This window comes from Marinomonas ostreistagni (genome assembly GCF_016888445.1).
Classification (GTDB): domain Bacteria; phylum Pseudomonadota; class Gammaproteobacteria; order Pseudomonadales; family Marinomonadaceae; genus Marinomonas; species Marinomonas ostreistagni.
The window spans coordinates 93,122-114,180 of sequence record NZ_JAFEKF010000001.1 but is presented as its reverse complement, the minus strand read 5'-3'; the positions used below and the strand labels follow the sequence as shown (position 1 = coordinate 114,180).

Below are 21,059 nucleotides of genomic sequence, written 5' to 3'. Positions count from 1 at the left end.
GTAAAAAATTACTCGCCCCAAACCTCAGCAAGTAGGTTAACCCAGTTTTCACCCATGATTTTAAGTACTTGACGCTCAGTGAAGCCATGACGAAGTAGCGCTTCAGTCAAGTTAGGGAATTCACCGACAGTACGGATGCCTTTCGGATTGATGATTTCACCGAAGCGCGTTAGGCGACGAGCATAACCTTTATCGTGTGTAAGGTACTCGAAGAAATCTTCGCCGTGACCTTGAGTAAAGTCAGTACCGATACCGATCGCATCTTCACCTACGATGTTGTAAACGTATTGAATCGCTTCAACGTAGTCATCAACCGTTGCATTAACACCCGCACGTAGGAAAGGTGTGAACATAGTCACGCCTACGAAGCCGCCGTTGTCCGCAATGAATTTCAATTCTTCATCAGAGCGGTTACGTGGGTGCTCTTTAAGACCAGAAGGCAGACAGTGAGAGTAAGCAACTGGTTTTTTTGATTCTTCGATAACTTCTTTCGCTGTGTTAGCACCTACGTGAGAAAGGTCACATAGCACACCGACACGGTTCATCTCAGCTACGATTTCACGACCAAAACCAGATAGGCCGCCATCACGCTCGTAACAACCTGTACCTACTAGGTTTTGCGTGTTGTAACACATCTGTGTGATACCCACGCCTAGGTCTTTAAGAATTTGTACGTAACCAATTTGATCTTCGTAAGGGTGGGCGTTTTGGAAGCCCATCATAACACCCGTCTTGCCTTCTGCTTTGGCGCGGTGGATGTCTTTAGTTGTGCGGACTTTTAGCAATAGATCGCTGTTTTCGTCGATCATTTTGTTCATGTCAGCGATGTTTTGGACGGCGCCTTCAAAGTTTTCCCAGAACGACATCGTGCAGTTCGCCGCAGTCAGCTTACCTTTAGCCATGTCTTCAAATAATTCGCGGTTCCAGTTCGCACAAATTAAGCCATCGATCACAATAGCCTTATCATGTAATTCTGCTGCATTCATCGTTCTTTTTCCTTTATATCAAATATAGGATTACTTGGAAGAAACACCTTCCGATGCGGTCAGTTTATGACTATGCATAAAACTATTAGTGGCTGTAAACGACCATGGCAGTACTAAAACCGACCCTAAATGCGACACACATCGGTAAATGATGTTAGGGGGCGGAGCCACTTGAAAATGACTCTCATATAGCCCTAATTATAGCCTTAAACTCGGTAAGCAGAGACCAGATTACTGATAGCTGCCGCCTGTTTCTGTACGCTTTCACTGGCCTGATTTGATTGCACCGCATTGGCACTGGTTTGCTCTGCCTCATCGCGAATCAAACGAATGCGCGTATCGATACTCTGCGCACTGGCGGCCTGTTGCTCCATCGCTGTCGCAATCTCTGCCGCCTTGGCAGACATGCTGCTAATCGAGCCAGAAATTTTCGCCAACGCCATATTCGCCTCAGTGGACTTGGTCACTGACTCTTCTGCCTGCTGCTTGCTACCGTTCATCACGACAACCGCCTCATGTGCACCAGCCTGCAACTTAGTGATCATCGCCTGAATTTGCTCGGTTGACTCTTGAGTTCGCTGCGCCAAGGTTCGAACCTCATCTGCTACAACAGCAAACCCACGCCCCTGCTCGCCTGCTCGCGCAGCCTCAATCGCGGCATTAAGAGCTAGTAGGTTGGTTTGATCTGCAATGTCGCGAATGACATCTAGAATACTACCGACATCACTGGTTTGTTTTTCTAAGCTTTGTAACGCAAGGGCTGCCTCATCGATTCCCTGCGCTAACTTGCCAATTGAGGCCGCACTGTTATCAACTAAACCCGCTACCGTTCGGGTGTATTCATCCGACTCTTTCGCGGCCTGCGCCGTGCCATCAGCCCCCTCTGCAACATAACGGATAGTACCTTGCATCTCTTCAATCGCGCCCGCGATGCCCAAGGTTTCATTTTGAAGTGACGCCATACCTGTGCGAGTACGCTCTGAAGCCGCTAGCATTTGCTCACCAACACTCGCTAATTCTTGGGATTGCCCTTGAACGGTTCCCACTAAGGTATTCAGATTGGCAATAAAACGGTTGAAGCTTTTCGCAACGTCCGCCAACTCATCATCACCCGCCTCATTTAAGCGTACTGTCAAATCGCGTGCGCCTTGAGCAATATCCTGCAAAGAGTGCTCCAGCTTACGAATATCTGGTAAGGTTTTTTGACGCAAAGCAAGCAGCAAACCGATCACCACCACAGCCGACACTAATGAGCTAATAAGAGCCACTTGCTCGGTTTCAGCGATGTTATTGATTGCATTATTAGAGCTTTGTTCGAGACGCCGCTCAATTTCATCGGAGACTGCAGCCAGCTCGGTAGACAGTTTTACCGATGCATCATCAAGTCCGCCTGGCCCCTTCATCAGAGCATTACCCGCGTCCGTACCCTGCTCAATATAAGCCTCTGCCATGACAAAACCGGATTGATACAGAGCATCAAGACTCTTTTTCAACGCCGCCACTTGCGTAGCATAATCTGGCATATAAGAGAGCAACACATCCAAACTCTGCTTGGCGCCAGCCAAACTCGCTTGCGCCTCTGGTAACGCATCGTCACCACGGGTCGCCCCCATATCGGTTAAAAATTGCTGCACCTGTACCGTGTAATAACGAGCATCCTTCATTGCTCCCATCGCATTCGCCAGTTGTACTTCTTTTTTAATAGTGGCCTGATTATTGATCAGGCCATACTCAGTAATGGCATACAGAGCGCACATTACTAACAAAACAGCCCCGATCACACAGCCGTATAAGCGATTAATGGTCATCGTTTATCCTTAATTGTGGGTAATAAGCCCCCATAGTATGACAAGCCCTAGATGTCCTTAATCAAAGAAATGTAGCAAATTGTCTACTTTGCCGATTTTAATTACAAAGGGTTAACGTAGCGCAAAAGCGGGCTTTCGCTTATAATGCGCCTTTCCCTGAAACCATGTTCGAGGCGTTAACTCAATGCAATTAACCAGCTTAAACGCGATTTCTCCTATCGACGGTCGCTACGGATCTAAAACAGACGCACTACGCCGCTCTGTTAGTGAGTACGGTCTACTACGCATGCGCGTGATTGTTGAAGTTCGTTGGCTTCAAGCGCTAGCGGCGCACCCAGAAATCACTGAAGTTCCTGCACTATCTAGCGAAGCCAGTGCCATCCTAGATAAATTGGCAGCGGATTTCTCAGAAGCCGATGCGCAAGCTATCAAAGATATCGAGAAAACCACCAACCACGACGTCAAAGCGGTTGAGTACTTTATCAAAGGCCATATGGCTGATAACGCTGAGCTGGCAGCAATCTCTGAATTTGTACACTTTGCTTGTACATCAGAAGACATCAACAACCTATCGCATGCATTGATGCTACGTGAAGCTCTAGACGAAGCAATCTTGCCAGAAATGAAAGCAGTGCTTGCTGCGATCGAAGAATTGGCACTTGAGCACGCTGAGCAATCTATTCTATCTCGTACACACGGCCAAACCGCTTCGCCAAGTACGGTCGGCAAAGAAATGGCCAACGTAGCAGCGCGTCTACGTCGTCAGATCAAACAAGCAGAAGCCGTCGAGTTCCTAGGCAAAATCAACGGTGCAGTTGGTAACTACAACGCCCACCTTTCAGCCTACCCACAAGTAGATTGGCAGGCACATGCTGAAAAGTTCGTAACGTCTCTAGGCCTTACATTCAACCCATACACGACTCAGATCGAGCCACACGATTACATCGCTGAACTATACGATGCGATTTGTCGTTTCAACACTATCTTGATCGATTTCGACCGTGACGTTTGGGGCTACATTTCTCTTGGTTACTTCAAGCAGAAGACCATCGCAGGCGAAATCGGCTCTTCAACTATGCCGCACAAAGTTAACCCAATCGACTTCGAAAACTCAGAAGGTAACTTGGGTATCGCCAATGCGATCATGGGCCACTTAAGCGCTAAATTGCCAATCTCTCGCTGGCAGCGTGACCTAACTGACTCAACGGTTCTACGTAACCTAGGTGTTGGTATGGCACACAGCTTGATCGCTTACCAAGCGTCACTTAAAGGCATCAGCAAACTAGAAATCAACGCTGTACGTCTAAACGAAGACCTAAACAACTCTTGGGAAGTACTAGCAGAGCCAATCCAAACTGTGATGCGCCGCTACGGTATCGAAGCCCCTTACGAGAAGCTAAAAGAGCTAACTCGTGGCCAAACGATCAATCAAGAGATCATGCAAGCGTTTGTTGAGAAGCTAGAGCTTCCTCGCGAAGCCAAAGAAGAACTGAAGGCCCTAACACCTTCAAACTACATTGGTAACGCTGTAGCCCAAGCCAAAGCGATTCGCAACTAAGCTAGGCATTGCCGCTACAATCCGCTACATTCAAAGAGCCGTTTACGGCTCTTTTTTTTACGACGAGAGCGAACATGAATATCGACACGCCCCTTTCTATCTTAGCTGGCATCAGCGCAAAAACCTTTTACCAAGAGTACTGGCAGAAAAAGCCATTACTGATCCGTGGTGGCGCAAAAGACATCGAGCTACCCATCAGTGCTGACGAGCTTGCCGGCTTAGCAATGGAAGAAGAAGTGGAATCACGCCTAGTCATTGAGCAAGGTGATACACCTTGGCAACTTCAACAAGGACCTTTCACAGAAGACACTTTTGCCCAACTTCCAGAATCTGAATGGACGCTATTAGTACAAGCAGTCGATCATTGGGTGCCAGCAGTTCAAGCGTTGCGTGAACGTTTTAACTTTTTACCAAGCTGGCGTGTCGATGACATCATGGTGAGCTACGCCACCGAAGGTGGTAGTGTTGGCCCACACTATGATCAATACGATGTATTTTTAGTTCAGCTGGCTGGCAAGCGTCGCTGGCAGGTGTTAGCTCCTGAACAGTACCAAGACACTAACCTTGAAGGCACCAAGCTGCATATTTTGGATATTTTTGAGGTCGACCCCAAACAGGATTACGAACTTGAAGCGGGCGATATTTTATATTTGCCGCCCAACTTTGCTCACAATGGCCGCGCCCTCGACAATGAGTGCATGACCTTTTCCGTCGGTTTTCGTGCGCCTTCCGTGCAAGCCGCATTACAGGGCGTGACGGATAAGCTGTGCGAAGAAGTCGATGAAAAAAATCGCTTTGCCGCACCTGAGCCGCTAGAACGCGATCACCATGCCCAGATTCAAGTCAGCGATATCGATCATTTACGCAACAAGCTATTAGATCTAATCGACGATCCAGCGTTGCTGGCACAATGGTTAGGCGAGACCATGAGTGAGAGCAAGTACCCTGAGTACACCGCACAACTTAATCAAAAAGAATTGGACGATGTGTACACTCAAGCCCTTCGCGGTGACACCTTCATTCGCCCTGGGGATGCTCGTTTAAGCTATTACAACGAACACTCAACCTGTCTGCTGTTCTGCAACGGTCAATCACTGGCTATTGCCGCCGAGCTTATCCCGTTTATCGAGGCCATTTGTGATCAAGAAGAATTTGATTTTAGCGGTCTTGAAATCAACCAGCATCCGCAACTCGCTGAGACACTGCGTTTTCTATTGCAGCACCAAGCGATTGTGGCACTGCCCTTTGAGGATGAATAACGTACATGAAAGTACTCACGTCAGACTGGCACAGCAGCCAAGCGCAACTTACCTTTGTGCGCAAACAGGTATTCGTCATAGAACACGGCTTTGATGAGGCAGACGAATGGGATGGGCTTGATGAGGACGCCACGCATTTTGTGGCCTTTGGCACCACCGCCGTGCCGATGGGCGTTTGTCGCTTAACGATGGCCGGCCAAATCGGTCATCTAGCGGTATTGCCGAATTATCGCCATCAAGGCTACGGCAAAATGCTGCTTAATCGTGCGGTACAAGTTGCTCGTGAGATGCAGGTAAAAGAAATCTTTTTACATACCATGGTCGATGCGCAAGCTTTTTTCCATGCACACGGTTTTGAAACCGATGGTCGCATCTTTCTGGAAGCCGGCAAACCGCATGTCAAAATGACGCGCCAGGTGTAAAAGCAAGACTATTTAAAGATAAAAAAATAGGAGCCTTGGCTCCTATTTTTTCGTGTTTAACTGGGCAAACCTTACAGGATCGCAATCAGCTCAACATCAAATACTAGAGTTGCGTGAGGTGGGATGACCGCACCAGCGCCTTGGGCACCGTAACCCAGATTCGCAGGAATCGTTAAGCGGTATTTAGCACCTTCTTTCATTAGCTGTAGACCTTCTGTCCAACCAGCAATAACACCAGCAAGTGGGAACTCAATTGGCTCGCCGCGCTGAATTGAGCTATCGAATACTTGACCATCAACCAAACGGCCTTCGTAGTGAACACGCACTGTTGAAGACGCAACTGGCTGGTTACCAGTACCTTCTTCCAGTACTTCGTATTGAAGACCAGATTCTGTTACTTGAACGCCATCACGCGCTTTGTTTTCTGCTAGGAACGCTTCGCCTGCAGCAATTTCGTCAGCCGCTGCCGCACGAGACTTCTCTTCCATTTTCTCTTGCAACTGGGCAAAAGCGGCTTCTAGCTCATCAGCTGGTACTGCCATTGGCTGATCGTTTAGCGCATCTTGGATCGCTGCGAACAAGTGATCCAAAGACAACTCACCTAAGTCGCTACCGCGCAGTTGGTCGCCGATTTGACGGCCGATGCCGTAGGCAATTTTCGCTTCATTTGTCGCGTAAGACAGTTCAGACATAACTTAATCTCTTTATAAGTACAGTTAAAAAATCGAGGTCAAAAGTCTACCACAACGGTCTCTCATTGCCGACCTAGGGAAGGCACTGAAACACTAGATTTTATTAATGATATTGATTATCATTAATATCATAGACTGACTAAGGAGGTAGACCGATATGTCCAAATTGCTCGCCACACTCACACCTAAAACACAAAAAAGCCAACTGTGGCTGAACGTCGCCTTTGTTACTCTAATCCTCAGTATTGCCGCCCTTGGCTTCATCGCAGATGGCTATCTTGATAGCCCCAATAAGAATTTTTTATTGGTGCTAGAACGCTAGTTTGACTTGCGTCACGCCACCTTAATATGAAATGTTTAGACTTAAGTTATCATCCGAATGAGGAGAAATCAGATGTTACCTAAAGTCCGCACTATTCTATATGCTTGCGATTTAGAGCCTAGAACTAATCAAGCCATGGAGATGGTCATGAATCTAGCGATCTCAAATCAAGCAAAAGTTGTCATCATGCATGCGATGGAGCCAATCACTGCCCAAGCAGCCAACATGATCCATAACTACATCTCAGACGAAAGCATTCAAGAAATGCGTGAAGACGCGGTTCGCTCAACCCTCGACCGCATGCAAACTTATTTGCGCGATTTTATGGAAGCGCACTCAGAAGATGTTAAAGAACTACCAGCGACGCCTGAGCTTGAAGTCGTACATGGCATCCCAGCCGAAGCCATCGAGCTTACCGCAGAGAAAGTGGGCGCTGACCTAATCGTTATGAACAGCCGCACCCATAGCCGTATTGGCCAAATGGTCATTGGCTCAACCGCTAACAAAGTGGTTCACCATAGCCGCGTACCCGTTCTTGTGGTTCCGATTTTAAAGTAACCACTTAGCGAGATTGGACTTGGATACACAAAATACTGTATAAATAACCATACTTACAGATTTCTTGTGTATCCATGATCTTATACATTGCCGAAAAGCCAAGCCTTGCTCGCGCTATCGCCAGCGCCCTACCCAACCCACAAAAAAAGCACGATGGCTACATTGAGCTGCCTAATGGTGATTGCGTCACTTGGTGCATCGGCCATCTTCTCGAGCTTGCTGAACCGCAGGATTACGCTCCCCATTACAAACAATGGAGTCTCGATCACTTACCGATTGTGCCAGATGACTGGCAATGGAAAGCCAAAGCAAACACTAAAAAACAGCTTGCGGTAGTTAAGCGACTCCTCAAACAAGCCAATCAAATCGTGCATGCAGGAGACCCTGATCGTGAAGGTCAACTACTGGTCGATGAAGTCTTACACTTTAGTAAAGTTAGCAAAGCAAAACTGGAACATACGCAACGTTTATTAATCAGCGACCTGACCTTACCTGCGGTCAAAAAGGCCCTAAACCAGCTGCGTCCTAATAAAGAATTTGCCGCGCTATCGCGTTCAGCCCTCGCGCGCTCCAGAGCTGACTGGCTTTACGGCATCAACTTAACACGCGCTTATACCGTCAAAGGCCGCCAAGCAGGCTATCAAGGCGTACTGTCCGTTGGTCGCGTACAAACGCCCGTACTTGGCCTAGTCGTACGCCGAGACAAAGAGCGCGCTGAGTTTGTCCCTAAGGCTTATTATCAAGTCATCGCACACTTGCTCACTGAACAACAGCAAAGCTTTCAAGCCAAATGGCAACCCAGCAAAGCCTGTGAGCCCTATCAAGACGAAGAAGGCCGTGTACTCAGTAAGCCATTAGCAGAAAATGTCGCACGTCGTATCACGGATAAACCAGCGACCGTCACAGGCTACGACAAAAGCCCCAAAAAACAGACTGCGCCACTGCCCTATAATTTGTCAGCCCTGCAAATTGACGCCGCTAAAGCGTTTTCTATGTCGGCGCAAAAAGTACTCGATACCTGTCAGGCGCTGTACGAGCGCCACCAAATGATCACTTATCCACGATCGGACTGCCGCTACCTGCCAACCGAACAATTTAAACAAGCTACAACCATTGTCGGCCAGTTAAAAAAACTTGAGCTCCCTTTTCAAAACGCAGCACAAGACGCCAACCCGCAGCAGAAAAGCAAAGCTTGGAACGACAAACAAGTCGGCGCGCACCATGCCATCATACCGACCAGTCAGCTAGCGGCATTCAGCAAGCTTAATAGCGATGAACGTAGAGTCTTTGAGCTGATTGCACGCCAGTACTTGATTCAGTTTTTACCGGCCTACGAATACTTAGCGACTAAGATTCACGTCACCATCGAAGGCGGTGAATTTACTACCTCAGGAGTAACGGTGACGAAATTGGGTTGGAAAGCATTAATGCCGGCCAACAAAAAAGAACAACCAGAGCTACCAAGCTTGATAGAAGGCCAAACCTTACATTGTCAGAAAGGGGAAGTCTTAGATAAAGAAACCACGCCGCCAGACGCGTTTACCGATGCCACCTTGCTAGCCGCAATGACAGGTATCAGCCGCTTCGTCACCGCTGCCGATATTAAGGCCATACTTAAAGAGACAGATGGCTTGGGCACTGAAGCGACAAGAGCAAGTATCATTGAGTTGCTGTTCAAGCGCGGTTTTTTACAACGTGACGGCAAACAAATCCATGCTACGGCGACAGGTACGGCATTAATCGAGGCCTTACCCGAACAAACGACCGTACCGGATATGACGGCAAAATGGGAAGCGATGCTCGATGGTATCAGTAAAAATACTGAACACTATCAAACCTTTATGGATGAGCTTGTAAGCGGACTTAACACCTTAGTAACTACCGCTCGAAGTGGCCAATTGAGCAACTTTAGCAACCTGCCTCAAGCCCCCAAACGCGGCACTAAAAAACGCTACAGCCGCAAGCCGAAGCGTACTAAAAAAACGACTTAGCGCTTAGCCGAAGGCGAGCCAAATACCGACGCCAATCATCAAAGTACCGGCAATACGGTTCATAATGCGTACGTTACCGCTTTTTAAAAGCACCGAACGCAATGTGCGCCCGCCGGTTGCATAAATCATCAAACAGCAGAATTCGAGCGTTAAAATAATGGCAATCAAGCTCACCAACTGCTGCGCCAGCGGTGCTGATGCATTAAGAAAAGGTGGCAGTAGCGCAACGAAAAACGCCCAACCTTTAGGGTTAGCAATCGCCGTGACAAAGCCTTGCGTCATCAACTCAAATACTCCAGCAGGCTGGGACTCCGCTTCGTTTTTGATCGCCATTTTGCCCCGCGACAACCACATTTGCACCCCTATATAGGCTAAATAAGCACCACCTACGTATTTGAATACTACAAAAGCCGTTGGATAATTCAGTAGTAACGCTGCAACACCGACGGCCGACAAAGTAGCCACCAACCCCACACCGACGAGTTCACCCAGCATCATCCATAATGAGCGTTTAACGCCTATGGTCATGCCTAGCGTCATCGCTAAGGTCATACACATACCTGGGGTGATCGAGACAAAAAAGAAGGTAGGTACAAATACTGAAAGAAGCGTAAGGGTCATTGCGTTAACCGAAATTATGAGCTGCAGCGGGTCTTAGATGTCTGCAGTATATCAATTGCGCACAGGTGAACTTGGGAACAACTGGGAAAATAACCGCGTGGTTAAAATTAGAAGTGCTTTTTCTTTTGGAATTCATTGTCTTCCATGAATTTCTGCCACTCATCATTGAGCTCTTCTTCGCCTTGCTCATCCTCTTGCGCCTCAGCCTCAAGCTCTGCTTCACGCTGTTGCAGTGCAATGTCCTCTTCAATCTCTGCGATAGTTTCTTCAAACTCAAGGATTTTAGCAGCCGCTTCCGCACTTTCTTCCACTGGCTTAAGGTGACCAATGGCCAAGCGATATTCTTGAATCGCCTCTTCCATCTTGTGCGTCAAAAAGTACTGTCGCGCTGTGTAAGCATGGTGGTCTGCAGTGACTTTGTATTTATACCAATGCAGTAACTCATCAAAGCGCGCAAACACCTCATCGGAGATTTTTTTGTTGGCTTTTTCAGACTGTAAGTACTGGTGGAAGGACTCAAAAATACGCTTCAACTCCATGATTTGTACTTCATCAACCACGGGTTTCGCACGACGCTTTTCTTTGCTTTCTTGAAACTGCACCATCTCCTCGTGCAAAAAGCGTCGACGACGTGACAACGGCTCATCTGGCTGAATGGACAACAGTTCGTCACAGATCGCAATCATACGACTATAAAGCCACAAGCGCATATCCTTCGGCTGGTACTGAGCCGGTAGCTCATCTAGATAGCGGCGCACCTGCCTGAGCTGATTATTGAGCAGAGCCACCTTTCGCAAACGCTCAATACGTGCCTGCTCTTTCATCTGCAGGTAAATCGCGAACGCAATAAAACCGCCGATCACGAGCAACAGCAGAGTAACAATAATGGCAGTCATAAAATGCGTTTCCGATGCATAAATACCCTATAGGTAAATATTAATATTCAAATAATTCTTATAGCAGAATGACTTAGCTTGCTCTAGGCTTTTTTCCAAATAGTTCTGCTTCTATGCTTTTGATGCGAATTTGCAACGCTTCGATGTATGGCTCAGACCAACTCAGGTTAACGACCTTCTCCATTTCGGCCAACGCCAGTCGCATTTTCTCAAGCGCACGAGCTTTTTTATCATCATCTAAGCTAACTTCAGCTTCTTTTAACAAGAGATCATGATGCGCGAGGCAAAACGCAAAACGTGTATTACTTACCTCTTCTTTAGCGGTCGCTTGATCGATAACTTTACTGGTCACCAAGCCCCTTAATAGTAATGGAACTACCTGCAGTCCTGCCTGTACTTGCGTCAATTGTAGATGTGTTTGCACTTTGTCATTCAAACTTGCTTGCGTTCCGTCCTTTAATTCAGCAAGCCACTGCAAATATTGTGGTAAATACGACGCCAGTTCACGGTCTGAACCATGGCGCTCGATGGTGTGTATGGACGCAATTAAGTACTCAATCAAGACCGTCTTAGTCATCAGTGACAGGTAGCGATCAGAAAGGAGATTCAATAGATCGATAATTTTGTAGCAGCGCGCAGTTAGAGCTTGAAGCTCTTTGTGCTGCTTAAGCTTTTGTTCGGCATAAAACCGCCACAGCGCCATTCCCATTGCGCCTAAAGCGATCAAAACCACCACCAACACCACCATCGTCACCAAAAAACTTTGCGTCACGGTCATACCTAAATAAGGTTAAAGGGATCTTTTAAGCATATAAAAAAACCGACCATTACGCATGGCCGGTTTTTAATAAAAACGAAACAAGTATCAAAATTAAGCGACTGAGTAGCCTAGCAACGCATAGAAAATCAAAGCAGCTAGCAATGCTGAAGCGGGCACTGTGATGACCCAAGCCGCCGCAATACGCAACAAGGCTGAGCGTTTAACCAGCTCTTTCTTAGTCGCTTTCTTAAGGCTCTTACGCTCTTCTTTACTGATCGGCGCTGCACCTTGAAGAGCTTTGACTTCACGCAAGATGGCACGTTTTTCTTCCACGTCCGCCACTTTAAAGCGCTCTAGGAATTCATGGGTTTCATCGACACCTAGACCTGAGCGCTGCGAGTGCTTCTCGATTTGCGCCAGTTTCTTCTCGTAAGACAGCTTCAAGTATTCACGCAAGAAGCCCACACCGAAGATACCACCTACAGCAATGTGCGTAGAGCTCACAGGCAAACCTAGTTGAGAAGCGATGATCACGGTAATCGCTGCCGCCATCGCCACACAGAATGCACGCGTTTTATCAAGCTCAGTGATTTCTGAACCTACCGTACGAATCAGTTTTGGACCAAACAATGCCAAACCAATCGCAATACCTAGACCGCCTAGCAGCATTACCCATAGCGGGATAGACGCTTTAGAAGACACGCCGCCGTGCAGCAAAGCATCATTGATAGCAGCCAAAGGCCCAATAGCGTTGGCTACGTCATTCGCACCGTGGGCAAAACTCAATAGCGCTGCAGAGGCAATCAGAGGAATCGTAAATAGGCTATTAACGGCATCTTTTTCATTTTTCAAGGAAGCCGCAGCGCGATCCACTAGCGGACGCACAATAAAGTAAGCAGTCATCGCCAAAGCAAAGCCAATCAACATCGCTGTGACAAAATCTAACTTCCAAATTTGTTTTAGACCTTTTAGTGCTAGGTAGGTAGAGAACGCCCATACCATTAAAGCGACCAATAAAGGGACAACTTTTTTCGCCGCAGCGATCATATCGCTCTTATAGGTAATCGAACGCTTGATATAGATAAGGAAGCCCGCCGCAATCAAACCGCCCAGCGCTGGTGAAATCACCCAGCTGGCAACGATAGCAGAGACCTTGTCCCAGTTAGCGATATCCCAGCCACCTGCTGCGATACCTGCGCCCATCACACCACCGACAATAGAGTGTGTCGTTGACACTGGCGCACCTAAGTAAGTCGCTAGGTTCAGCCAAATAGCGCCCGCCAAAAGCGCCGCCATCATCACCCAAATAAAGGTGGCAACATCACCGATCGCACTCGGATTGATGATGCCTTTTTTGATCGTACCAACCACACTGCCACCAGCAATCAAGGCACCAGATGCCTCAAAGATGGCTGCAATTAGGATTGCCCCTGTCATCGACAAGGCTTTTGAGCCGACGGCTGGGCCGACGTTATTAGCTACGTCATTAGCACCGATGTTCAAAGCCATGTAAGCACCAAACGCTGCGGCAATCGCAAGAATGGATACATTTGACACCAATTCGCCATGAGATGCTGCGTAAGCACCCGCTAGTACAACAAATGCCAAGGCAATTAAAATACGAACAATTTCACCACCGCGAGAAGGTTTAGCGCTCGATCCGTAATCAGCAAGATTCATATAACAATACTTCTTTATTAATTAAACGACTCTAGATTGCTTCGTAGCGCAGCAATCCTCTTCCTAGACTGCCTATCTAGCTCTGCACATTAATCCGTCAAAAGTAGTTCAAAAATTGAAACGCGCTCATTTTACACTCAGTTGTTAGGCATAAAAACCCGAACTCGGTTTATTTCTGAGCAACTGGCCAATTTTTTGATTCATTTCAATTTGGTGACCAGTATATGTCCGTTATATGACAGCTATGTTACAGGTATGAAATATTAGTGTAGTTGCTTTTAAATCTCTGCCAATAAAAAAGCCCCCGAAGGGGCTAAAAGGCGAATTGGGAGGACCAATTCTAGGGTAAACGCACTATGCGATGCGTTAGAAGAAACCCATAGGGTTAATATCGTAGCTGACCAGCATATTTTTGGTTTGTTGGTAGTGATCCAGCATCATCTTGTGCGTTTCACGGCCTACACCAGATTTTTTGTAGCCACCGAATGCTGCATGCGCTGGGTATTGGTGATAACAGTTCATCCATACACGACCAGCCTGAACGCCACGTCCCATGCGATAAGCTAAATTGGTATCACGTGTCCACACACCCGCACCCAAGCCAAACTCTGTATCGTTGGCGATAGCGAGTGCTTCAGCTTCATCCTTAAAAGTCGTGACAGCGACGACAGGACCAAAGATTTCTTCTTGGAACACGCGCATGTCATTAGAGCCTTTAAGCAATGTCGGCTTGATGTAGTAACCGCTATTAAAGCCTTCGACAACTTCTTTGTCACCGCCCACCAACACTTCAGCACCCTCATCACGACCAATATTTAGGTAACCTAAAATCTTTTCGTACTGCTCCTGTGAAGCTTGAGCACCGACCATGGTGTCAGTATCAAGTGGATTGCCGCGTTTGATTTTGCCAATGCGATCGATGACTAACTTGATGAAATCTTCGTAGATGTCTTCTTGTACCAACAATCGTGAAGGACAAGTACACACTTCCCCTTGGTTAAAGAACGCCAGCACCGTGCCTTCAACACACTTGCTGATAAACTCATCTTCCGCATTCATAATGTCACTAAAGTAGATATTAGGTGACTTACCACCCAGCTCTACCGTCGATGGAATAATGTTTTCAGCGGCACATTTTAGGATATGCGAACCTACTGGCGTTGAACCGGTGAACGCGATTTTAGCGATACGTGTACTGGTCGCTAGCGCTTGGCCGGCTTCTGCGCCGTAACCGTTCACGATATTCAACACACCTGCAGGCAGTAAATCTTTGATCAAATCCATCAGCACTAGGATTGATGCAGGCGTTTGCTCAGCCGGTTTAAGCACAATACAGTTACCTGCTGCAAGCGCTGGCGCAATCTTCCATGCCGCCATGAGTAGTGGGAAGTTCCACGGGATAATTTGTCCGACCACACCTAATGGCTCATGGAAGTGGTACGCCACCGTGTTTTCATCAATTTCACCGATCGAACCTTCTTGGGCACGAATACAGCCGGCAAAGTAACGGAAGTGGTCAGCAGCTAGCGGTACGTCTGCGTTTAGGGTTTCACGCACAGCCTTACCATTATCCCAAGTTTCGGCCACGGCAATGGCCTCCAAATTGGCCTCAATGCGATCGGCAATTTTTAGCAGGACAAGTGAACGCGCTTGAACAGAGGTTTTGCCCCACGCATCTTTGGCGGCGTGTGCTGCGTCCAAGGCAAGGTTAATATCGGCTTCGCTAGAGCGTGGAATGCGACAAAATGGCTGGCCATCAACTGGGCTCACATTATCAAAATATTCGCCTTTGACGGGCGCGACCCATTCGCCGCCGATGAAGTTTTCGTATTGTTCATTGAAAGAAACGATGCTGCCTTCTGAACCGGGTTTCGCATAGATCATACTGTTTACTCCATTATTGTTGTTGTAAGCACAATAGCTATACTTTCAATGTAGTCGGATAATCCGCAACTTACTTGCCTGACAGTCTAAAATGTTTGTCTGCCAGTCCATAAAAGTTGACCCCCACAGACTCTTGGGTTAATGATTAGAGTTATTCTTTACCCGCACTATCACCGAAAACAATATTAAGAGGTGTGTATGTCGCAACATTTAGCCAGTTTGGCGGCACTACGCCGCCCAAGCCAGCTTGTCGAAAACCGTATATGCTTTGCTGGGCCCAATGCTGAGCTGAGTATTTATGACACCTACGAACAAGCACAAAAAGTCAGCTTAAAGTCCGATGCGCTACTCTACTGTGGCATGATCAAAGGTGCCAAAGTCATGCATACCCACTATCAGCATGACATCCCATTTATGCCTCACGAGTCGTTTATATTAGCGCCTAAGGAAGAAGTGTTTATTGATTTTCCAGAAGCGCAAATGGAAGCACCAACCACCTGTCTTACGGTCGAAATCTCCGAAGAGCGCGTGGCGCAGATATGCGATCGCATGAACGATATCAACAGCCAGTCTTTCGGTGCCCAGCTACCGCTCTTAGACGCCAACAAGCCGTTGCACACCTTACACACTCAGGGCACACAACAACTGATCAATCGCCTGGTGAGTGATTTCGTGCAAAACGATCCCGATAGAGACCTGTTGGTGGACTTTGGCGTCAGTGAATTGGTTACTCGTATCTTGCGTTATCATGGCAGAGAAACCTTATTGAACTTCATTCGTTCGATGCCAGATAACAATGGTCTGAGTGCGGCATTAAGTTTTATCGAAGCGAATTTGGCGCTGCCACTGGATATTGATCATTTAAGTCGATTGGCCTGCATGAGTCGCAGCCGCTTTTATCAAGAGTTCAAACGCCATCTCGCTTGCACGCCGAGCGAATATCAGCATCAACGCCGTATGACGGTTGCTTTAGACAAGCTCAAACAACACCATTCCGTGACCCAAGTAAGCATGGAGCTAGGCTATCAGAGCCTCAGTCACTTCAGTCGCCGTTTTCATCAACACTACGGCATGTCGCCACGCCAAGCACAGAACCAACCAAGCTAGTTGTAATGAATATGGATTAAAGGGAGCAAGTTATTACACTCCCTTAGTGTTCTCACAGGTTCGTTGATAAACTCTATTAACTTCCCTTTCTGTGTCAAAAAGGACTTTCATGTCGAGCATTCCAACTTCGCTGCTCAAGCAGCGCAACTTTGTGCATTTTTGGGTGGGTCAAATCGCCTCATCGTTTGCTTTTCAGATGCTCACAGTGGGCATCGGCTGGCAAGTGTATGATTTGACCGACAGTGCGATGGCACTTGGCCTGGTAGGTCTGTTTCAGTTTCTGCCACAACTGCTGCTAACTCTTGTCGTTGGGCATGTTGCTGACCGCTACAATCGCCGCCTTATTTGTGTGTGTACCCGCCTAACTATGGCTTCTACTGTTGCCATTCTTGCCTACGGCAATCTTAGCGATACTATTTCGGCCAATATGATCTATGCCTGCGCGGTATTACTGGGCACCGCACGAGCCTTTGAGATGCCTGCGGCACAGTCTATTTTACCTAACCTAATTCCAGCCGCTCTGCTATCTCGGGCCGTCAGCGCTATCGCATCCGCACGTGAGATTTGTGTTATTGCTGGACCAGCACTGGGAGGTGTCATTTATTTGCTAGGCGCTCCGACGCTGTATTTCACCAGCATGGCCTGCTTTCTGATCTCTTGTTGCATCTTGTTTTTCTTGCGCTATGACTACGTTGCTAAAGGCAAGCAGCCGGTCGATCTCAACCATTTGTTGGGCGGCTTACGTTTTATTAAAAACAACAAGTTAATTTTAGGCTCAGTGTCATTGGATATGTTTGCCGTGTTACTAGGGGGCGCAACCGCGCTGCTACCGATTGTCGCCAAAGACATTCTACATACTGGTCCATGGGGGCTTGGGCTCTTGCGCTGCGCCCCGGCTTTAGGGGCACTATTAATGTCGCTGTATTTATCACGCCGCCCTTTGACTCATAGCGTCGGTAAAATCATGTATGCCTCGGTGGCGGTCTTCGGTGTTGCGACAATTGCCTTTGGTTTGTCTGAACACCTGATTTTATCTATGGCGGCATTGTTTGTACTAGGTGCCTCGGACATGATTAGCGTGGTCGTGCGTTCAACGTTAGTACAGCTTGAAACCCCCGATGAAATGCGTGGCCGTGTCAGCGCCGCCAACTCGGTATTCATCGGCAGCTCGAATCAGCTAGGAGAATTCGAATCAGGCGCCACAGCAGCCCTATTTGGCACGGTGCCCGCAATCGTCTTAGGGGGCTTTGGTACCATCGCCGTCGTCGGTCTTTGGATGGTGCTATTCCCAAGCTTGCTGCACCGCAACACCTTAGAGAATGAAGAAAAATGATCGAACTAAAAAACATCACCGCGTTTCAAGGCGACAAAAAAGTATTTGAGAACTTTAATGTGCACATCGGCCAAGGGGAGAAGGTCGCTATTTTAGGCCCTAACGGGGCCGGTAAAAGCACGTTCCTAAAGCTCATTACCCGCGAGCTCTACCCGGTCGTTAAAGATGATAGCCACATTAAGCTGTTTGATTTGGAGCGCGTCACTATTTGGGATCTGCGCAAACAAATCGGTCTGATCTCACAGGATCTACAAGAAGACTACACCCCGTACACGACGGCCATAGAAGTGATTCTATCGGGATTCTTTGGTGCGATTGGACAACACGGACATCTAACGCCCAGTGCCGAGCAAATTGATCAAGCTAAACAGATGCTTAACTATGTTGGCATGGGAGACTACAAAGAGACACATTTTCAGCGCCTCTCAACCGGACAAAAGCGCCGTCTATTAATTGGGCGTGCGTTGATCCACAAGCCGCAAGCTTTGATTTTTGACGAGCCGTCCAACGGCTTAGATATCAAAGCCTCTGCTCTGCTGCTTAATATCATGCGTGACTACGCCAAGCCTGATAACAGCCTGCTGCTGACCACGCATCATATCGGTGAGATTATTCCTGAAATTCAACGTGTCATTTTGATCAAACATGGGGCGGTAATTGCCGATGGGGCAAAAGAAGAGGTACTGACTAGCGAAGTGCTCAGTGATCTGTACGATACGCCAGTGAAGCTTGATAAGCACAATGACTATTACCACATCTGGCTCGACTAAGCTGCTGCGTCAGCAAAAAATTCAGACATAAAAAAAGCCGAGTTACTGAGTAACTCGGCTTTTTTAAATTTGGTGCGGAAGGAGAGACTCGAACTCTCACGCCGTGAAGCACTGGAACCTAAATCCAGCGTGTCTACCAATTCCACCACTCCCGCAAGGAATGACGCGTATTATAGAGAAGCGCGGCCATAGGTCAAGCGCTTTAGATAACTTTTTAATAAAAAGATCGCGCTCAATTTTTTAAATAAACTTTAAGTAAATCAATGCTTTATTTTAGGCATAAAAAAAGCCGAGTCACTCAGTAACTCAGCTTTCTTTAATTTGGTGCGGAAGGAGAGACTCGAACTCTCACGCCGTGAAGCACTGGAACCTAAATCCAGCGTGTCTACCAATTCCACCACTCCCGCTTGGAATGGATGCGTATTATAGGGATCTCTTACTTAGGGTCAAGTATTTTTTAAAAGGATTTTTATTTTTCACGGGAAAGCACGTGCAATGAGCCGCTAGTAAACCAATCAATCGCCGCAAGGTTTACTGACACTATGGTGAGTTCACTTTATAATGCGCGCAACATTTACAGGAGCAGGTTCTATGTGGATTTTATTGGCTATTACCGGTTTATGGGCGTTTTCTTTTAGCCTCATTGGCGTCTATTTAGCTGGCCAAGTCGACTCATGGTTTTCGGTACTCATGCGCATCAGCTTAGCGATGCTGGTCTTTTTACCCTTTATCAAATTTAAACAAACACCTTGGCCTTTGGCGCTAAAACTGATGGCGATTGGCGCATGTCAGTTAGGCATCATGTATGGCTTTTATTACCAATCGTTTTTGCATTTATCGGTACCAGAAGTATTGCTCTTCACCGTGATGACGCCTATTTACATTGCCGTGATCAACGATTTGCTAGAAAAGCGCTTTAACCCAGGCTTTATCATCAGTGCTTTGGTTGCCGTAGCTGGCGCGGTAAGTATTCGTTATCAAGGCATCGATGAAGGCTTTATTCAGGGCTTCTTATTGGTACAGGGCGCTAACCTTAGCTTCGGTCTAGGCCAAGTGGCTTATAAGCGCTTAATGGCTAAAACAGAGGTTAAATTACCGCAGCTTACCTTATTTGGCTGGTTCTTTATTGGCGCATTTTTAGTCGTACTGCCGTGTTTCTTAGCACTTGGGAATATCGAGCAATTACCGAGCACTCCTACCCAATGGGGCATTCTTGTCTATCTAGGGATCGTGGCTTCGGGGTTTGGTTATTTTGCCTGGAACAAAGGCGCGACCTTGGTCAACGTCGGTGCGCTCGCTGTGGCGAACAACCTTCTCATCCCAGCTGGGATCTTGGTCAATGTACTGTTTTGGAACCGTGACGCCGACATTACCCGCTTGGCGATTGGTGGTGGCATTATTATCGCCGCACTGTATCTTAATGAGTGGTTTGTTAAACGCCAAGACGCAAAAACGGCCTAACTTACGCAGCAACATTCAGACAATAAAAAAGGAGCCAATGGCTCCTTTTTTCTGCTTAATATAAGCTTAATTCGCTAAAAACTCGCCGCGAGTTTTATCGCTGCGCTTAAACAAACCACCTAGCGCTGTAGTTTGTGTCGACGAACTCGCGTCCATCACACCACGTGCTTTGACACAGTAGTGGGTTGCATTAATGCTGACCGCCACGTTATCCGTTTCTAACAATGTCTGTAACGCGACTAGAATCTGTTGCGTTTGGCGCTCTTGTACTTGTGGACGCTGACTAAAGAAACGCACGATGCGGTTAATCTTGGACAAACCAATAATCTTATTCTTAGGTAGATAAGCGACCTTTGCTAAGCCGTCAATCGTGACAAAGTGATGTTCACAGGTGCTGGTAAAAGAAATGTCGCTGACCTTAACCATTTCATCAACTTTCATTTTGTTATCAATGACAGTGATCTTAGGAAATTGGCCATAATCCAGACCTGAGAAGATCTCTTTTACGTACATTTTCGCGATGCGGTGCGGTGTTTCAGCCAGACTATCGTCCGAAAGATCCAAGCCCAAGGTGTACACCACATCTTCAAAAGCCGCCTTGATACGCTGGTATTTCTCTTCTGTTGAGAAGCCATTATCGATCATTGGGGTTTCTAAGCCGTGTTTGATGAGCGCATCACGAACTCGAGCCGCCTCATCAGAAAGCGCAATACTGCTAACTTTACTGGTTTCTGCCATTGCAGTTGTCATATCTATACCTTAACTAGCTAATTCGTTCATTCATGATGCTAAGAGCGAGAGATCATCCATATCGTGCCAAATGACGACCTCCATCTGATGCTAAGGTTCGCCCTGTCATGTAACGACTACTTAGGGCTATTGTACCGCTGCTTGCCCCTCGTGTTCACCTGATTGTAACCTTAAAAGCCATTTTTTTAATGATTTCTGCTT

At 47.3% G+C, this 21,059-nt stretch carries 19 protein-coding genes and 2 tRNA genes; 10 read left to right on the top strand and 11 right to left on the bottom strand.

Going from position 1 to position 21,059, the window contains the following annotated elements; all coding sequences use genetic code 11:
- Positions 1 to 8: 8 nt before the first annotated feature.
- Together JQX58_RS00470 and JQX58_RS00465 are read right to left on the bottom strand one after the other, a co-directional pair.
- Entirely contained in the window at positions 9 to 986 is a 978-nt protein-coding gene (locus JQX58_RS00470; RefSeq protein WP_204144872.1) for a dipeptidase, read from the bottom strand.
- Positions 987 to 1,192: 206 nt separating this feature from the next.
- Positions 1,193 to 2,794 (bottom strand): methyl-accepting chemotaxis protein, encoded by a 1,602-nt coding sequence (locus tag JQX58_RS00465; protein ID WP_204144871.1) that lies wholly within the window; start codon positions 2,792 to 2,794, stop codon positions 1,193 to 1,195.
- A 184-nt stretch (positions 2,795 to 2,978) separates the two neighbouring features.
- Here JQX58_RS00465 and purB point away from each other — a divergent pair, with 184 nt between their 5' ends.
- From purB to JQX58_RS00450, 3 genes are all read left to right on the top strand, one after another.
- Complete coding sequence (purB, locus tag JQX58_RS00460; protein WP_204144870.1) at positions 2,979 to 4,352, top strand: adenylosuccinate lyase; 1,374 nt, start codon at positions 2,979 to 2,981, stop codon at positions 4,350 to 4,352.
- Positions 4,353 to 4,426: 74 nt separating this feature from the next.
- Positions 4,427 to 5,611 carry a cupin domain-containing protein gene (locus JQX58_RS00455; RefSeq protein WP_204144869.1) on the top strand — a complete coding sequence of 395 codons (1,185 nt, stop codon included), beginning with the start codon at positions 4,427 to 4,429 and terminating at the stop codon, positions 5,609 to 5,611.
- Positions 5,612 to 5,616: 5 nt separating this feature from the next.
- The gene (locus tag JQX58_RS00450; protein ID WP_204144868.1) at positions 5,617 to 6,033 is read left to right on the top strand and encodes a GNAT family N-acetyltransferase; all 417 of its coding nucleotides are present in this window, start codon (positions 5,617 to 5,619) and stop codon (positions 6,031 to 6,033) included.
- A gap of 71 nt (positions 6,034 to 6,104) precedes the next feature.
- On the opposite strand, the gene JQX58_RS00445 is transcribed toward JQX58_RS00450, so the two are convergent.
- On the bottom strand, positions 6,105 to 6,725 hold the full coding sequence (locus JQX58_RS00445; RefSeq protein WP_204144867.1) for a BamJ family beta-barrel-assembly machinery protein: 621 nt from the start codon (positions 6,723 to 6,725) through the stop codon (positions 6,105 to 6,107).
- 157 nt (positions 6,726 to 6,882) lie between these two features.
- Between JQX58_RS00445 and JQX58_RS00440 the strand changes: the two genes are divergently transcribed.
- From JQX58_RS00440 to JQX58_RS00430, 3 genes are all read left to right on the top strand, one after another.
- The gene (locus JQX58_RS00440; protein WP_204144866.1) at positions 6,883 to 7,047 is read left to right on the top strand and encodes a hypothetical protein; all 165 of its coding nucleotides are present in this window, start codon (positions 6,883 to 6,885) and stop codon (positions 7,045 to 7,047) included.
- A gap of 57 nt (positions 7,048 to 7,104) precedes the next feature.
- Complete coding sequence (locus tag JQX58_RS00435) at positions 7,105 to 7,605, top strand: universal stress protein (RefSeq protein WP_338040621.1); 501 nt, start codon at positions 7,105 to 7,107, stop codon at positions 7,603 to 7,605.
- Positions 7,606 to 7,679: 74 nt separating this feature from the next.
- The gene (locus JQX58_RS00430) at positions 7,680 to 9,596 is read left to right on the top strand and encodes a DNA topoisomerase III (protein WP_204144864.1); all 1,917 of its coding nucleotides are present in this window, start codon (positions 7,680 to 7,682) and stop codon (positions 9,594 to 9,596) included.
- A gap of 3 nt (positions 9,597 to 9,599) precedes the next feature.
- Here JQX58_RS00430 and JQX58_RS00425 read toward each other — a convergent pair whose 3' ends face one another.
- The 5 genes from JQX58_RS00425 to exaC all read right to left on the bottom strand — a co-directional run bounded on the left by JQX58_RS00425 (position 9,600) and on the right by exaC (position 15,437).
- Positions 9,600 to 10,217, bottom strand: a complete 618-nt coding sequence (locus JQX58_RS00425) for a LysE family translocator (RefSeq protein ID WP_204144863.1) — start codon at positions 10,215 to 10,217, stop codon at positions 9,600 to 9,602.
- Positions 10,218 to 10,324: 107 nt separating this feature from the next.
- Positions 10,325 to 11,113: a hypothetical protein gene (locus JQX58_RS00420; protein ID WP_204144862.1), complete on the bottom strand. Its 789-nt coding sequence runs from the start codon at positions 11,111 to 11,113 to the stop codon at positions 10,325 to 10,327.
- 73 nt (positions 11,114 to 11,186) lie between these two features.
- Positions 11,187 to 11,867, bottom strand: a complete 681-nt coding sequence (locus JQX58_RS00415; protein WP_204144861.1) for a hypothetical protein — start codon at positions 11,865 to 11,867, stop codon at positions 11,187 to 11,189.
- 117 nt (positions 11,868 to 11,984) lie between these two features.
- A complete protein-coding gene (locus tag JQX58_RS00410) occupies positions 11,985 to 13,553 on the bottom strand; it encodes an inorganic phosphate transporter (RefSeq protein WP_204144860.1) in 1,569 nt (522 codons plus the stop codon).
- 366 nt (positions 13,554 to 13,919) lie between these two features.
- The gene (gene exaC / locus JQX58_RS00405) at positions 13,920 to 15,437 is read right to left on the bottom strand and encodes an acetaldehyde dehydrogenase ExaC (protein ID WP_204144859.1); all 1,518 of its coding nucleotides are present in this window, start codon (positions 15,435 to 15,437) and stop codon (positions 13,920 to 13,922) included.
- Positions 15,438 to 15,635: 198 nt separating this feature from the next.
- Here exaC and JQX58_RS00400 point away from each other — a divergent pair, with 198 nt between their 5' ends.
- The 3 genes from JQX58_RS00400 (at position 15,636) to JQX58_RS00390 (ending at position 18,647) form a co-directional block, all read left to right on the top strand.
- Positions 15,636 to 16,544, top strand: a complete 909-nt coding sequence (locus tag JQX58_RS00400) for a helix-turn-helix transcriptional regulator (RefSeq protein ID WP_204144858.1) — start codon at positions 15,636 to 15,638, stop codon at positions 16,542 to 16,544.
- Between the two features lie 109 nt (positions 16,545 to 16,653).
- Positions 16,654 to 17,877: an MFS transporter gene (locus JQX58_RS00395; protein ID WP_204144857.1), complete on the top strand. Its 1,224-nt coding sequence runs from the start codon at positions 16,654 to 16,656 to the stop codon at positions 17,875 to 17,877.
- Entirely contained in the window at positions 17,874 to 18,647 is a 774-nt protein-coding gene (locus tag JQX58_RS00390) for an ABC transporter ATP-binding protein (protein ID WP_204144856.1), read from the top strand. Before JQX58_RS00395 ends, JQX58_RS00390 begins: the two co-directional genes overlap by 4 nt.
- A gap of 70 nt (positions 18,648 to 18,717) precedes the next feature.
- On the opposite strand, the gene JQX58_RS00385 is transcribed toward JQX58_RS00390, so the two are convergent.
- Both JQX58_RS00385 and JQX58_RS00380 read right to left on the bottom strand, forming a co-directional pair.
- Positions 18,718 to 18,802, bottom strand: a tRNA-Leu gene (locus JQX58_RS00385).
- Between the two features lie 167 nt (positions 18,803 to 18,969).
- Positions 18,970 to 19,054 (bottom strand) — tRNA-Leu (locus tag JQX58_RS00380).
- Positions 19,055 to 19,238: 184 nt separating this feature from the next.
- On the opposite strand from JQX58_RS00380, the gene JQX58_RS00375 reads away from it, so the two are divergent.
- Positions 19,239 to 20,108, top strand: a complete 870-nt coding sequence (locus JQX58_RS00375; protein WP_204144855.1) for a DMT family transporter — start codon at positions 19,239 to 19,241, stop codon at positions 20,106 to 20,108.
- A 66-nt stretch (positions 20,109 to 20,174) separates the two neighbouring features.
- Here the strand turns inward: JQX58_RS00375 and folE are convergent, their stop codons facing one another.
- Complete coding sequence (folE, locus tag JQX58_RS00370) at positions 20,175 to 20,858, bottom strand: GTP cyclohydrolase I FolE (RefSeq protein ID WP_204144854.1); 684 nt, start codon at positions 20,856 to 20,858, stop codon at positions 20,175 to 20,177.
- Between the last annotated feature and the right edge of the window lie 201 nt (positions 20,859 to 21,059).